The 14,218-nt window shown below is 47.4% G+C and carries 16 protein-coding genes; 4 read left to right on the top strand and 12 right to left on the bottom strand.

The window, feature by feature from the left end; all coding sequences use genetic code 11:
- Positions 1-212: 212 nt before the first annotated feature.
- The 4 genes from A4E24_RS03885 to A4E24_RS03870 form a co-directional block, all read right to left on the bottom strand.
- Entirely contained in the window at positions 213-2,900 is a 2,688-nt protein-coding gene (locus A4E24_RS03885) for a cation-transporting P-type ATPase (RefSeq protein WP_292351835.1), read from the bottom strand.
- 181 nt (positions 2,901-3,081) lie between these two features.
- A complete protein-coding gene (locus A4E24_RS03880; protein ID WP_292351833.1) occupies positions 3,082-3,357 on the bottom strand; it encodes a ferredoxin-thioredoxin reductase catalytic domain-containing protein in 276 nt (91 codons plus the stop codon).
- A gap of 44 nt (positions 3,358-3,401) precedes the next feature.
- Positions 3,402-4,604 (bottom strand): FprA family A-type flavoprotein, encoded by a 1,203-nt coding sequence (locus tag A4E24_RS03875; RefSeq protein WP_292351831.1) that lies wholly within the window; start codon positions 4,602-4,604, stop codon positions 3,402-3,404.
- A 13-nt stretch (positions 4,605-4,617) separates the two neighbouring features.
- Positions 4,618-5,112, bottom strand: a complete 495-nt coding sequence (locus A4E24_RS03870) for a ferritin family protein (protein ID WP_292351829.1) — start codon at positions 5,110-5,112, stop codon at positions 4,618-4,620.
- A gap of 271 nt (positions 5,113-5,383) precedes the next feature.
- Between A4E24_RS03870 and A4E24_RS03865 the strand changes: the two genes are divergently transcribed.
- Positions 5,384-6,487 (top strand): inositol-3-phosphate synthase, encoded by a 1,104-nt coding sequence (locus A4E24_RS03865; RefSeq protein WP_292351827.1) that lies wholly within the window; start codon positions 5,384-5,386, stop codon positions 6,485-6,487.
- Positions 6,456-7,307 (top strand): hypothetical protein, encoded by an 852-nt coding sequence (locus A4E24_RS03860; RefSeq protein ID WP_292351824.1) that lies wholly within the window; start codon positions 6,456-6,458, stop codon positions 7,305-7,307. The genes A4E24_RS03865 and A4E24_RS03860 overlap by 32 nt, the downstream gene beginning before the upstream one ends.
- 4 nt (positions 7,308-7,311) lie before the next feature.
- Here the strand turns inward: A4E24_RS03860 and afpA are convergent, their stop codons facing one another.
- From afpA to A4E24_RS03820, 8 genes are all read right to left on the bottom strand, one after another.
- Positions 7,312-7,857: an archaeoflavoprotein AfpA gene (gene afpA / locus A4E24_RS03855; protein WP_292351822.1), complete on the bottom strand. Its 546-nt coding sequence runs from the start codon at positions 7,855-7,857 to the stop codon at positions 7,312-7,314.
- A 16-nt stretch (positions 7,858-7,873) separates the two neighbouring features.
- Positions 7,874-8,572 carry a ferredoxin--NADP reductase gene (locus A4E24_RS03850; RefSeq protein WP_292351820.1) on the bottom strand — a complete coding sequence of 233 codons (699 nt, stop codon included), beginning with the start codon at positions 8,570-8,572 and terminating at the stop codon, positions 7,874-7,876.
- Positions 8,569-9,204: a flavodoxin family protein gene (locus A4E24_RS03845; protein ID WP_292351819.1), complete on the bottom strand. Its 636-nt coding sequence runs from the start codon at positions 9,202-9,204 to the stop codon at positions 8,569-8,571. The genes A4E24_RS03850 and A4E24_RS03845 overlap by 4 nt, the downstream gene beginning before the upstream one ends.
- Positions 9,205-9,237: 33 nt before the next feature.
- A complete protein-coding gene (locus A4E24_RS03840; protein ID WP_292351818.1) occupies positions 9,238-9,426 on the bottom strand; it encodes a ferredoxin family protein in 189 nt (62 codons plus the stop codon).
- Positions 9,427-9,486: 60 nt separating this feature from the next.
- Positions 9,487-10,863 (bottom strand): multiheme c-type cytochrome, encoded by a 1,377-nt coding sequence (locus tag A4E24_RS03835; protein WP_292351816.1) that lies wholly within the window; start codon positions 10,861-10,863, stop codon positions 9,487-9,489.
- 140 nt (positions 10,864-11,003) lie between these two features.
- On the bottom strand, positions 11,004-11,369 hold the full coding sequence (locus A4E24_RS03830) for a carboxymuconolactone decarboxylase family protein (protein WP_292351814.1): 366 nt from the start codon (positions 11,367-11,369) through the stop codon (positions 11,004-11,006).
- Positions 11,370-11,393: 24 nt separating this feature from the next.
- Positions 11,394-11,612, bottom strand: coding sequence for a DUF2180 family protein (locus A4E24_RS03825; protein ID WP_292351848.1), 219 nt, complete (start codon positions 11,610-11,612; stop codon positions 11,394-11,396).
- An 8-nt stretch (positions 11,613-11,620) separates the two neighbouring features.
- Positions 11,621-11,860, bottom strand: coding sequence for a DUF2180 family protein (locus tag A4E24_RS03820; protein ID WP_292351813.1), 240 nt, complete (start codon positions 11,858-11,860; stop codon positions 11,621-11,623).
- Between the two features lie 321 nt (positions 11,861-12,181).
- Between A4E24_RS03820 and mer the strand changes: the two genes are divergently transcribed.
- Together mer and fpoF are read left to right on the top strand one after the other, a co-directional pair.
- Complete coding sequence (mer, locus tag A4E24_RS03815; protein WP_292351811.1) at positions 12,182-13,162, top strand: 5,10-methylenetetrahydromethanopterin reductase; 981 nt, start codon at positions 12,182-12,184, stop codon at positions 13,160-13,162.
- Between the two features lie 17 nt (positions 13,163-13,179).
- Complete coding sequence (gene fpoF / locus A4E24_RS03810) at positions 13,180-14,211, top strand: F420H2 dehydrogenase subunit FpoF (protein ID WP_292351810.1); 1,032 nt, start codon at positions 13,180-13,182, stop codon at positions 14,209-14,211.
- The last annotated feature ends 7 nt before the right edge of the window (positions 14,212-14,218 follow it).

The following is a 14,218-nucleotide window of genomic DNA, read 5'->3' as shown; positions in this document are numbered from 1 at the left end:
GGGCTACACAGCTGTACCACCTGCACAGAACCCTGCCCCAGGTAAGTTCACCACATACAAGGGCACGATCTCCGGTAGCAGCACTACGGTCATTGTTGATAAGTTTAACTTCTACGGTATCCACCTGGATGTCAAAGTTCCTTGCTAAGTGGCATGAACATGCCGATGCACAGGTCCTCACGGACCCCGTGCATTCTTTTATTTGCTATTTCTTAAGGTCCGCACCGGTCCATTATGCCTGCATCCTCTTTACGGCCCCTTGAAACTAGCTTTATGCCCTCAGCTATGAGCAGTGTGAGGAAAGCAGCTCCTATAGGCATCACCCATTCCTCAGGGCTTAAGGGTGTCAGTTCGAATACCAGCTGGAACAGCGGTATGTACACCACGGACAGGATCAGCAGCAAGGTAATGAGCATTCCTGTCAGCATCAGTCTGTTGGAGAACAGTCCCATCCTTATGGCAGGCTCATCAAGGGATCTGAAGGCGTTGGGTACGAACAGTGCCATGCTGACTATGGTCACGAAAGTGAGCGTCCTTGCCTTCTGCACATCAGTGAAAGGGTCAGCTGCCAGGAACACCAGGAAGGATACGATGCTCATGGTAAGTGCTATACTGATCACCAGGGTCAGGTTCCGCCTGCTTAGGATCTCTTCCTTCGGGTCACGGGGTTTCTTGTGCATGATGCTATCTCTCACCGGGTCCATACCCAGAGATATAGCAGGCACGACCTCATTGAACATGTTGATGAACAGGATCTGCAGGGCCAGCAAGGGTATGTAGTTGAAACCCAGGAGGGTTATTGCAATGAGGATGAGCATCATCTCCGTAAAATTGCGGGATACCAGGTACGTGGTGAACTTCTCTATATTGGCATAGATACCCCTGCCCATCTTCACAGCTTCCACGATAGTGGCGAAATTATCGTCCTGCAGCACCATCACACTGGCCTCACGCGCCACATCCGTGCCCTTGACACCCATGGAAATGCCGATATCGGCTTTACGCAGGGCAGGCGCATCATTGACCCCATCGCCTGTCATAGCCACCACATGTCCCTTGTCCTGCAGCGCTCTGATGATCCTGAGCTTCTGTTCCGGCCTTGCCCTTGCATAGATATTTATCCCTTCCACCACGCTCCTGAACTCTTCATCGTCCAGCTCGTCCAGTTCAGTGCCGGTGATAGCTCCGTCAGCCACAATGTCCCTTATTTTCTCATCAGTGATATTGTCCAGGCACACAGTGCCATCGGATAGCCCGATGTCCCTGGCAATGGCCTTTGCAGTCTCCTGATTATCTCCTGTGATCATGACAACCTTGATCCCTGCTGCATGACAGGTCTCAATGGCACTCTTTGCCTCCTCCCGCGGTGGGTCCAGCATAGCCACCAGTCCGAGGAAGGTCATATCTCTCTCAAGCTCCTCGCTCCTAATGTCAAGCGGTCTGTACGCCAGGGCAAGCACACGATATGTTCTCTGCGCAAGCTCACGGTTCTTCTCCAGCATCTCCTCTCTATCCTGCTCCGTAAGGTCCCGTACTCCGTAAGGACCATATATGCGCGTACACCTGTCAAGCACCATTTCCGGAGCACCTTTTGTAAAGGCCATCTCCTGCTCCTGCGTATCGTGCAGTGTGCTCATCATCTTCCTTTCAGATGTGAAGATGACCTCCTGCAACCTTGGAAGTTCATCGTCCAGTTCTCCCTTCCATATCCCTGCTTTAGCTGCAGCTACCAAGAGGGCGATCTCCGTAGGGTCTCCTACACCTTTCCATTCGTTGTCCAATTCTTCCAGTGACGCATTGTTGCACAGGGCACCGGCTGTGAGCAACAGTTCCAGTCCTTTGTCTTGCTCAACGTCAACCGGGGTCTTATCATCAAGCAGTTCGCCTATAGGCTCATATCCCGTTCCGGTAACATCCAGTTCCCTGCCTGGAAGGATGATCCTCCTCACGATCATCTCGTTGCGGGTAAGGGTACCGGTCTTATCAGTGCAGATCACAGTGGTAGAACCCAGTGTTTCCACACCCAGCATCTTCCTTATAATGGCATTATGCTTAGCCATGTGGCGCATGCCGTTGGCAAGGGTTATGGTCATGGTAAGCGGTAAACCTTCAGGCACTGCCGCCACAGCCAGCGCAATGGCGATCAAGAGCATCTCTGCCACGGGAGCTCCCTTTGATACGCCCGTGACCAAAGTGACCAGAGAAGCTATCAGGGCTATGATGGCCAGTGTACGGGCAAGCTTCGCTATCTTCTGCTGCAGTGGGGTTGTTTCCTCCTCCTGCTGTACCAGTCCGGCAATTTCCCCAAGCTTGGTTCCCATGCCCGTGGCGACCACAAGGGCGCTGCATTTACCGTGTACTATCTGGGTGCCTGCAAAGATCATCTCATCCTTTTCTTTGTTCACAGGCACGCTCTCCCCTGTCAGTGCCGCCTCTTCTATCCGAAGCCCTACCATCTCCATCACGAGAGCATCTGCTGGTATCATATCCCCGCTTTCAAGCACCAGTATATCCCCGGGAACAACCTCACTGGAAGGTATCTCCTTCAGTGTTCCTTCCCTGTGCACTCGTGTTACCGGCTGCACGAATTTCTTTAAGGCCTCCATGGCCTTTTCTGCCCTGTATTCCTGCAGGAATCCCATAAGTATTACAAACAGGATGATACCGATTATAGCCCAGAAATTGATTACCTCGTGGGCCATCAGCGATATTACGGCAGCAGCAGCCAGCACCCACACTATTACATTTGCTAGCTGCCGCACCAAAACCTTCCATGGGGTGACCTTGTTCTTTTCCTCAAGCTGGTTAGGCCCGTACCTTACAAGCCTTTTCTTGGCTTCTTCGTTCGATAGCCCCTGCGGGGAGCTTTCCAGTTCCAAAAGGGCTTCCTCGGTTCTCATGCCATTCTCCTGTTAAATGAATATGACAGATCCTTAATTTATTTATTTGCTGACTGTTGTTAATTCCCGGTCACAGCATGTATCCCTAGATCAGATACAAAACTCTTGCCAAAAAGATCGATCAAAAAAAGATCATGTATCCCTTTGAAAGGGATATCATAAAGCGTACTTTAAAGTGTACTTATTTAATATACAGGCCACATTTGCAGGACCCACGCATCTCTATATCACGGTTCCTGGCTGCACAGGGGCAGATGATCTTCTTGTCAGCATCTTTATCCCCCGTCCTTTTCTGACAGAAGCAGTACCATTCTCCATATTGCTTCTTATTGTTGGATATGCCCTTCACCGCCGTAACTACCACATCATAGTCGGGGTTCAGCCTGTATCCGGATTGGATCGCATTTTTCTTAGACTTTTCAAAAAACTCCTCTTCAAGCGGGGTATTGAATTGCACGATTAACACTCCTTTGTTCCAAGACTATTCTTATGTACTATGATTTATTCCTTTGCAAGGGAAGCAAGCCGGCTCCCGATCTCCCTGCATTTGGCGCGGTCTTCTTCAAAAGGCTTGAAGTTAACCTGGAATCCAGGTTCCACGATCTCAAAACCTGATTCTGTGAGCTCTTTTTCAACTCCTTTCACTGCGCCGCCACCCCAGCCATAAGAGCCGAAGACGAAGAACTTCTTGCCCTTTGGCCGGAGCCCTTTCATGTAGCTCAGGAACCCTGCAACGGTGAAGAACATACCATTGTTCAGCGTAGGGGAGCCTATAGCAACTACCGATGCATCCATAAGTTCCTTTATTATCCTGCTCCAGTCGTTCTTACGCAGGTTCCTGAGTTTCACATCCACTCCGGCGGATTGTACACCTTCCAGGATCTCCTTTGCCATTATCTCAGTGCTGTTCCACATAGTGTCGTACACTATGAGCACCTGTGGTTTTGCCTCAGCATTGGCCCATTTGACATAGGATTCGATTATCCTTTCAGGTTCCTTTCTCCATATCACTCCATGCGCAGGGGCTATCATATCGAACTTGAGCCCCATCTGCTTTACCTTCTCAGCATAACCAAGCACCTGTTTGCCAAAAGGCATGAGGATGTTGGCGTAATATATCTCGGCGTCCTCCATAACGCCTTCTACCTGGTCCTCGAACCTTTCCGAGGTCGCTACGTGCTGTCCGAATGCATCGTTAGAGAAGAGTATCCTGTCTTCCTTGAGATATGTGTGCATGCTGTCAGGCCAGTGCAGCATCACGACCTCAATGAACTGCATGGTCCTTTTTCCGATGCTGATCTCATCCCCGGTCTTAACTGTCTGTATGTCCCATTTCTCGAATCCCATCTCACGGTAATGTTCGAAAAGCCCTTTTTTGCCTTTAGCAGAACAAAATAGCTTTGCCTTTGGAGCTGCTTCCATCATTGCAGGCAGGGAGCTGGAATGGTCCATCTCTACATGGTTGGACACGATATAGTCTATCTTCGAAGGATCCACTATCTGGGATATCCTGCCCAGCATCTCTTCGAAGAAAGGTGCTTTTACAGTGTCGATAAGTGTGATCTTCTCGTCTATTATCAGGTACGCGTTGTAGGTTCCACCCTTTGGTGTCTCGTATCCATGGAAATCCCGCAGGTTCCAGTCCACAACACCTACCCAGTAAACACCTTCGGATATCTGCACAGTTTGCATATCATTTCCCACTTACATCTCTCCTTTATGTCTGCATCCTGAACTCTGTAGCAGCCTGCAGCATTTCATCTATAAGCCTGTAATGTCCTCTTTCCGCTGCAGCTATCCTGTCAAAGAACTCTTTTTGTTCAGGCTCTGTTGCCCTTCTTCCAAGTTCCGTATAAAAATACTCGCTCTTGTACTCAAAGCGCAGGGCGGCAAGCAGGATGCCTATCTCTTCGAGCTTCTTGTCAGAGAACTCCTGTGTAAGAGAAGGAGTAAAGTCCGGGAAATGGTGTTCTACATGCGCAGCTTTCTTGTCTCCGTTCTTGAACTTTCTCAGCATCTCAGCGTGCTTTTCCTCTTCCCCGGCAAGGAATGCATACATCTCGCGGGCAGCCGGGTTAGGCATTGATTCTGATCTTTTAAGGTAGTATGCCTTACCGTCTTCTTCAAGCTTGATGGCTACATCAATGGCCTCTTCCAATGTATCCAATTGGTCAAGTTGCTCAGAAATTTCCTGTAATACGTCTTTCATCATTAGTCATCTCCATCTGCTATTGTCTATATGGATGTGTATGTATGGCTGAAGACCAATTTGCAAATCCCCACACTTTCTGACTACAACCTGTAAAATTATATAACTTTCGAACATATATGCAACATTTCATATATGCCAGTTCCATTGCTGAAAAGGCAGGTCAGTGAATATTTGTATTTAGAAACCTTTTTATTACCCCGTCTCCATTATGAAGTTTAAATTTATCATGTGGTTTCATATTCTTCAATTCTTTTGATCATGAGGTAATCTAATGGGCAAAATAAAGATAGCTATTGCCGGAATTGGTAACTGTGCCAGTTCGCTCATTCAGGGTGTTGAGTACTATAAAGATAGATCTCCAAAGGATGCCATAGGGCTGATGCACTGGGATCTGGGTGGTTATAAGCCCTTTGATATAGAAGTGGTAGCTGCCTTTGACGTAGATGTGAGGAAAGTTGGAAAGGACATATCAGAAGCGATCTTTGCCCTGCCCAACTGTACTACTGTGTTCTGTTGTAGTGTTCCAAGAACAGGTGTCATCGTTAAGATGGGGAAGGTGCTGGACGGGGTTTCAGAGCACATGGCAGATTATGATGATTCTCGTAAGTTCATTGTTTCAAAAGCGCCTGAATCTGAAAAAGAGCAGGTAATTAAGGAATTGAAAGACTCCGGGGCTGAGATACTTTTAAATTACATGCCAGTGGGATCCGAACAGGCCACCCAGTTCTATGCTGAATGTGCTCTTGAGGCAGGTGTGGCCTTTGTTAACAACATGCCTGTTTTCATCGCAAGCAACCCTGATTGGGCTGCACGTTTCGCTGAGAAGGGTATTCCCATAATAGGGGATGATATCAAAGCCCAGCTTGGTGCTACCATCACCCATCGCACCCTTGTTGACCTTTTCCGCAAGAGGGGCGTAAAACTTGAAAGGACATATCAGTTGAACACCGGGGGTAACACTGACTTCCTTAACATGCTCAATCGCAGCAGGCTTGCCTCTAAGAAAGAGTCCAAGACCGAAGCCGTGCAGTCCGTTGTAGGCAAGCGTTTGGACGATGATAATATCCATGTGGGTCCAAGTGATTATGTACCATGGCAGAACGACAACAAAGTATGTTTCCTCAGGATGGAAGGCAAGCTTTTCGGTGATGTGCCTATGAACATCGAGTTGCGCCTGTCAGTGGAAGACTCTCCCAACTCTGCAGGTGTTGTCATTGATGCCATAAGGTGCTGCAGGCTTGCGCTGGACAGAGGCATTGGTGGTATACTTTATTCCCCATCTGCTTATTTCATGAAACATCCTCCCAGACAGTTCACCGACGATGAGGCCTACAACATGACCCTTGAGTTCATTGCAGGCACCAGGGACAACTGAACACATGTCCCTGGCATCCGGCCAGCGAGATATCTTTGGTGTGGATTTCAGCGGTGCCAAGTCCGCCTGTTATAAGATCTGGATCAGCCACGCTAAAGTGTCCGGGAACAGATTAGGTATTGTGGAATGTTATCCTCTCAGCGAGATCAGTTCGGCTGAACTGGGCAGGGAACATTGTCTTCGTTTTTTGCTTGGCCTTATATGCTCCAGTAAAAGTTCTATTTTTGGCATGGATTTTCCCTTTGGAATTCCTCTACCGCTCATGCAGGGGCTCGGTTGGAACGAGTTCGTCCGGCATTTCCCGGAACTCTATACCAGTGAAGATGAGTTCAGAGATAGAAACCGTGGACTTTCAGGGAACGTGGAGCTCAAAAGAGCAACGTACAAAGAGGTAAAAGCCCCCTTTTGTGTTTATAACCTAAGATTGTACAGACAGACATATTTTGGTATAAGGGACATTATAAGACCACTTGTGATCTCAGATGCTGCCAGCATATTGCCCATGCAGTCTCTGCGGGCAGATGTTCCTTGGGTTATGGAAATATGTCCCGCCTCTGCACTGAAAAAAGAAGGATTGTATATTCCCTATAAAGGGAAAGGAACAAAGGAAAAAGTTTCCAGAGAACACATTCTGGAACACCTTGAAAGAAAGGCATTGGATCTGCCCGAAGATATACGGGACAAGGCTCTGCAGAACGCTGATGGTGATGCTCTGGACAGCATCATAGCAGCATATTCTGTATTCTGCGTTCTGCACACGCTGGTTCCGAAAAACGCAATATGTGAACCCTATATAAATGAAGGGTTCACTTTTATGTGAAACCTTATTCTTTGGAAATACCAATTATTCTATATATGTCCTCAGGACTGTCAAGTATTGTGATATTCTCCATGCGGGACAGCTTTTCAGTGTTCTCTATGTCTATGTTTCTCATTTTGAGCTTTATCTCCTTACCCTTGGGCGAGTAAGTGGTTACAGTTCCCTTCTTTCTGTCCACCGGCAGGATATAGATCGGAGTATCACCTTTTGCAGTCTGGGATACGGCATTTGTTACAAGCGTGTCTGCAATACCATACACTATCTTTGCCACAGTGTTGGCAGTTGTGGGTGCTATTATCAGCATATCATAATGTCCTAGTTGCAAAGGTCCCGCAATGAATGGTGAATTAGGCCCTCCTTCGGTCTTCAGGTCCGGGAAGTTTGTCTTAAAGTCATCCCACATCTTATACCATTTCAGGACAACCTCTCCCTCTTTGGACAGGAAGGTCATTAGCTCTATATCTGCTCTTTTTTTGATGTCCAGCATTATGTCACACGTTTCTCTTATAAGGTCTCCTGAACCTGTTATCCCCCATGCTATCCTTTTCATATGATCTCTCCACGTCTCAGTATCCTGCCAATGCTTCCTTCTTGACCATGTCCTTTTGGATCTTCATTGCTGTCAGCATTTCTTCCATGGACCTGACCATTTCAGGTGGGCCGCATATCAGAAAATGTCTTTCTCTGTAATCTGGTATCTCCCGGACCACCATGTTCTCACATATACGTTCCCGGCAACCTGTCCAGCTTTCTGATGCACGGGTCAGGGTGTACACTACTTTTAAATTGCTATTGTTGTGCATCATCTCGTCAAGTTCTTCCCTGAAGGCAAGGTCGTTCTCGGTCTTATTACTATATATGAGCATAATGTCGGCATCAAGGTGCAGGTCAGTACAGTATCTGCAAATACTGATCATGGGAGTGATACCTATCCCCCCGCTCAGCAATGCCACTTTTGCATACTCTCCTTCGAAGGTCATCTTACCGAAAGGCCCGCTAATGACAGCGCTATCCCCTGTCTTCATATTGTCAAGCACGTTTGAGAACGGATGACCGGTAAGTTTTTTAGTGAACTCTATATGGTCTTTCTCGGTGGGGCTGCTGGAAAGGCTGAATGCCTTTGTGATCGATTTCCCTTCCACTTCCAGACTTACAAGTATGTATTGGCCGGGTTTATAATCAAAGCCTTCAGGCCGTTTGAACCTGAAGCTTTTTACATCATGTGTCCTTTTTATGATGTCTATTGTTCTTTCTTCAAACTTCAAGGCATCCCTTCCTGCTGAGCCTTTTTGATCAATTGGGCGGCCCTGATCAGTTTATTTACCGTGCGATGCAGGCTTCTTATACCCTCGGTATCCTCAGCGACCCCCTCCGCTCCCCTGTCCTGGGACCAGAAAGTTCCTCCGAGATTTGAACCAAAGGAACCTCCGGCAATGGGCAGCATCTCGCTGATCACATAAAAGTTCAATATGCTCTGGATTGCAGGTTCCTGTCCGCCTATCCTGTCGCCTCCCACTGCAGTAGCAGCACCCACTTTGTTCTTGAAGGCTTTTGGGTCACGTGCCACAACTGCCCGGCATCTGTCCATTATAGTCTTCGTCTGTGCACTTAATGTACCCTGATACACGGGAGTGCCAATGATCCAGGCATCAGCCCACAGCATTTTTTCATATAGTGGCACTATATCGTCCTTGTGGATACATCCCTGTTGCTTGCGCACACAATAGTCGCAGTGGATGCAGAACTTAAGGTCTTTTCCACTGGCAGAGAAATAATCAGTTTCAACATCAAATTTCTCCTGTGCATATCTCAGGGCCTCGTTCACGATATGGTCCGTGGCTTTCTTCCTGGGGCTTCCTGAGATGCCAAGCAATCTGATAGTCATATCACCCGTCATCAAGACACTCCATTGTTATCTTCCCATTTGGGTTTACTCGAGGGTTATTGCACCCATAGGGCATGCATCTACGCATAATCCGCATTCTATACAGTTGTCCGGATGGACGACCACAGATTTTAGTCCCTGTCCGTCGTCTTTCATTTCAAAGACATCCTCTGGGCAAGATTCCTTACATGCTCCTATTCCTTCACATACGTTCGGATCTACTTTTGCTGGCATTTTTCTTATCTCCTGTTTATATATTTTGAGGCTTTGATCACAGCCTGGTATGAATCCCGATCATGTTTCCCGTCTTTCCATGTAATAGTATGCTGCGCACAGCAGGATAGTTACAGAGCCCAGGGCCCCTACTCCCGGGGTTGCAGGTGTTGCTGCATCCGCTGCAGCTTCCTCAGTTTCGTAGATGTTCGTAGATATTTCTGTCATACTGATGACAGGTACCTCATACACATCTTCTCCGAAGAGATGGTCAATAAGGTCCTGTGGTGCGGAGCGGTACTTAAGTGTTGCTTCCACTGCAAGCGGATATGTCACATCATCAGGTATTCTGAACGTGTACTTCTCTGAAACTGTTCCTCTGGGAGGTATTCTGTTGTCTTCAAGTATGGACTGGGCAAGCCAGAAACTGAGGGTCGGCTGTCCCTGCGCATCACCAAGAACAGTATTATACATCTTTGTGTACCTGATAGTTCCATTATCATAAACTTCTCCGGTATTGTATACCTGTTTACCGCTGCCGTCCTTAACGCTTACGGCCAGCCATATCTGCCTGATCTCAGAAACTCCTGTGGGTATCTTGTGCCCGGCTCCTGAATTGGTGATGGATATGTTCAGGCTGACGTTATCTCCTCTCTGGCCTATCTGCGGGGCATCAATGGAAAGGGTTGCGGTCTTTTCAAGCCGCTCCACAGCCATTTCTCCATATCTCTCTTCTCCAAGGATTTCGGTTATAAATGCATTGCCACCTACTATTGCATGGGTGGAGATATGTTCTCTTTTTTGGGCACCGGACCCTGCTCTTCCGGGATTAGCCTCAAATTTGGTTATGCCCGAGGTCATGTGGCAGTCCTGACACACAACCCCTTCTTCGGCATAGGGTCCTTCCTTCCACACAGTGTACGTATCATCGACGACAAGACCGTTAAGGGGATGTGTCACATCATGACACATGCCGCAGTACTCTGATCTCGTGTACAATTCCAGATATTCTGATTCATGGTATGCAGCCCTTGAATCATCAAAGGGTCCCCATTTGATATTCCCCGGACTGACAACAAAAGGCGCATTGCCTGTGCCGTTGCTGCCGGATATTACATGGCAGAGATCACACTGTACTCCCTCTCTTGCAATGGCACTGAGATCTGACCCGTCTATTGGCGGTATCTCACCTGATACGACCCCTATGGGAGTATGACACCGGGAGCAGAATTCATCCACTATACCCTGTGTATCATTGCTTGCAGCCAGAACCTCCTTCTGATAGAAAGGATCCTCATAAGCGTTGTAATGCATGGTGCCTTCCCACTGATCATGGGTAATGGCATGACACTGTGCACATTTCTTACTATCAGTGAACATATCAGAGGACAATTCACCATGTGCAGTGGGTGTGGCTGCAAACACATTGCACGTTATTGTGAATAGTGAGGTGATCACTAATATTGTAAGATATATGGCTCTCAAGGCTCTAATGTGGCGTACCCCCTCAACAATATATGAACAATGTGGTATAATAAGCGTGATCTGTCAGTGTATCCCGATGGAAGGTCATCTGCGAGATGACCTTCCGGGAAGGTTCATTTGAGCAATTTCAACGCATCCCTGCATGCTGCAACGGCAGGTGCACCGGAAGTGATGGATATCACATCCATTGTTTCCATTATTTCTTCCTTGGTAGCACCATTCTCCAGTGCACTCTTCATCTGGGAGATCACACACTTTTCGCATTGTTTGGACGCTACTACGGCAAGTGCCATAAGTATCTTGACTTTAGCAGGTAGCGCACCATCTTGCAATAATCTGCGATTACACCTGTTGTACTTCGTCAGGAACTCAGGTTCCAGCTCGCCGAGAGTTTCCAGTATCTGCGGGGTAAATCCGAGTTTTTCGGACATCGATCTTATAAGTTCTTTATCCTCTAACATATCGTTGTGTCTGGTCATTTTCTATCCTCCTGCATAGTCCGATCAATCAAATCCGTCTTCTATTATCTGGTTGATGCAATAGTTGCATACAAGTCTTGGCAGGCTATTTGGCAACCTCTTAAGGTCAGGAGGTGTTCCTACGGTAACCGGTAGTTCCAGTTCCTTTGTATGGTCCATACACAGGCCCTTGCCGCAAGTGATACAGACGCATACTGCGTTGGAATCCTTCCCGTTCTCCATGCAATCATAGCATTTCATCATCATATCACCTAGTAGTTCTCCTTCAGAGCTTTGTGGCAGGGTATACAGAGCACTTTTTTCCAGCGGTTTATGTCATCAAGTTTACATTCCACTCCCATACCACATCTCAACTTGATGCTGTATTCTCCTTCCCATATAGGTGTCTCTTCCCTGACGAGATGGTCCTTGCAAATCCCTCTTCCACATATTATACAAGCAGCAACTGTGTCTGCTTCTTTTCCAGTTTTGGCACATTCGTAGCATTTCATGAGTATCACTCTTTTCTTTTCTCGTTCAAGACAAAAGCATACTAATCCATCCGGTTGTTGGGATCATCACATTGTTTCCCCAGAAAAATGGTTCTCCCCATCTCACCCCCTGGTGAATTGAACAATATTCTTTATGTCAATTGATATATCTGTGTTGGTTAATATTCGGGAAAACATCTGTTCAATTGTAACTGATGATGCCAGATGATATGTATCTTCGGTGAATGCATAGCTGCAGGTACAAAGCGAATGATTAAACCAACAAACATATAAATAGGTACAGTTACCTGATTAGCAACACTCTATCAGAGGAGGATTGAAATGACATTCGGAATAGAATTCGTACCAAGCGACCCGGTCCTTAAGATCGCACACTATGCTAAGCTCGCTGAAGAGCAGGGATTTGATAATGTATGGATCACAGATCACTACAACAACCGTGATGTATACTCCACTCTTACCGTGCTGGCAATGAACACCAACCGTATAAAGCTCGGTACGGGTGTCACCAACCCCTACACAAGGAACATAGCAGTAACTGCATCAAGCATAGCCTCTATCAATGAGATCTCAGGCGGACGTGCTATCATCGGCCTAGGTCCAGGAGACAAAGCAACGTTCGATGCAATGGGTATCGAGTGGGAGAAACCTCTGACAACAACAAAAGAAAGCATTCAGGCACTGCGTTCTTTCTTTGAAGGCAAGAAAGTGACCATGAGCGGTGAAGTTGTTAAGTTCGGCGGTGCAAAGATGGCATTCAAGGCCGGTAACATACCTATCTACATGGGTGCACAGGGTCCCAAGATGCTGGAACTTGCCGGTGAGGTTGCTGACGGGGTACTGATCAATGCTTCTCACCCAAGAGACTTCGAAGAGGCAGTTAAGCAGATAGCAGCAGGCGCAAAGAAGGCTGGCCGCAACCCCAAGGATGTTGATGTTGCAGCTTATGCATGTTTCTCCATTGACAAGGATGCAGCAAAAGCAGTGAACGCTGCAAAGGTCGTAGTTGCTTTTATTGTTGCTGGTTCCCCTGACATGGTCCTGCAGCGTCATGGTATTGACGTAGCTTCAAAGGCAGCTATCGGCGGAGCTATTGCAAAAGGCGACTTCGGTGCCCTGATGGGCGGCATGGTCACCAAAGAGATGATGGATGCGTTCTCCATAAGCGGTACACCTGAAGACTGCAAGGCAAGGATCAATGAACTCCTGGACATAGGCGTTACACAGATCGTTGCAGGCTCTCCGATAGGTCCTGACAAGGAGAAGGCAATAAAGCTCATTGGTAAGGAAATAATTGGATAATTGGGAGGATCTGGAGGATGGTTCATCCAAAGATCTTAGAGGTCATTGAATATGACGTCTGCACTGCTTGTGGGGCATGCGCATCTGCATGCCCTGCCGGTGCTATTGTTGTAAACAAGCGGGCAGAAGTACGTGATCCCGACAACCTTGAGTTGTATGAGAAAGGTGCAACCCTTAATGTGTGCGAAGGCTGTTTCACATGTGGAAGGGTCTGTCCTGTGATAGATGGATATTACGACGACGAATTTGCCAATGTGAAGTCCTTCTTTGGTGCAAAGAGCGCGATTGTCGGTCAGGATGGAGGTGTGACTTCCCACATACTTAAAGAGCTGCTCAGGAAAGGAGAGATCGACTGTGTTGTTGGTATTTCCAGAAATGGAGTGTGGGAAACAGAACTTGTCCTCATGACAAAACCCGAGGACGTGGATAAGACCACAGGTACCAAGTATACTTATGATTCTGTCTTGGCAGCACTTAAGGAGCCTTTTGAGAAATATGATCGCATAGCCGTTGTAGGTGTTCCCTGCCAGGTTCATGGAGCCCGTCTGATCTCTGAGAACGTCAATGATAAGATCGTCCTTATAGTGGGTCTATTGTGCATGGAAAGTTTCTACCACGAAACTATGAGGGAGAAGATCGTTCCTGAGATCATGAAGCTTAACGTCGAAGACGTTGTGAAGATGGATTTCGGAAAAGGTAAGTTCTGGAACTATACTAAGGATGGTCAGGAGCACAGTGTCAAGATAGCTGAAGTTGCACCTTATGCAAGGAACCCCTGTCATCATTGCTGTGATTACACATCTGTGTTCGCAGATATATCCGTAGGATCGGTAGGCACTCCGGACGGCTGGAACTGTGTGTTCATACGCACAGAAGCAGGGCGGAAGTACTTCGACAAGGTAAAGGATACGCTGGAGATCATGGAGAATCCCGCACCTCCAGGATTGGATCTTGTGAAGAAGCTTGCAAAAATGAAACATGATAACAACTCTGGCCATTATCTTGAAGTCTGTGAGAAATTCTCATTCGACGAATGTGGCATACGTTAACGGTTGT

This window comes from Methanomethylovorans sp. PtaU1.Bin093 (assembly GCF_002067275.1).
Taxonomy (GTDB): domain Archaea; phylum Halobacteriota; class Methanosarcinia; order Methanosarcinales; family Methanosarcinaceae; genus Methanomethylovorans.
Note: the sequence above shows the minus strand (reverse complement) of the source record. Positions and strands in the feature narration are given on the sequence as shown.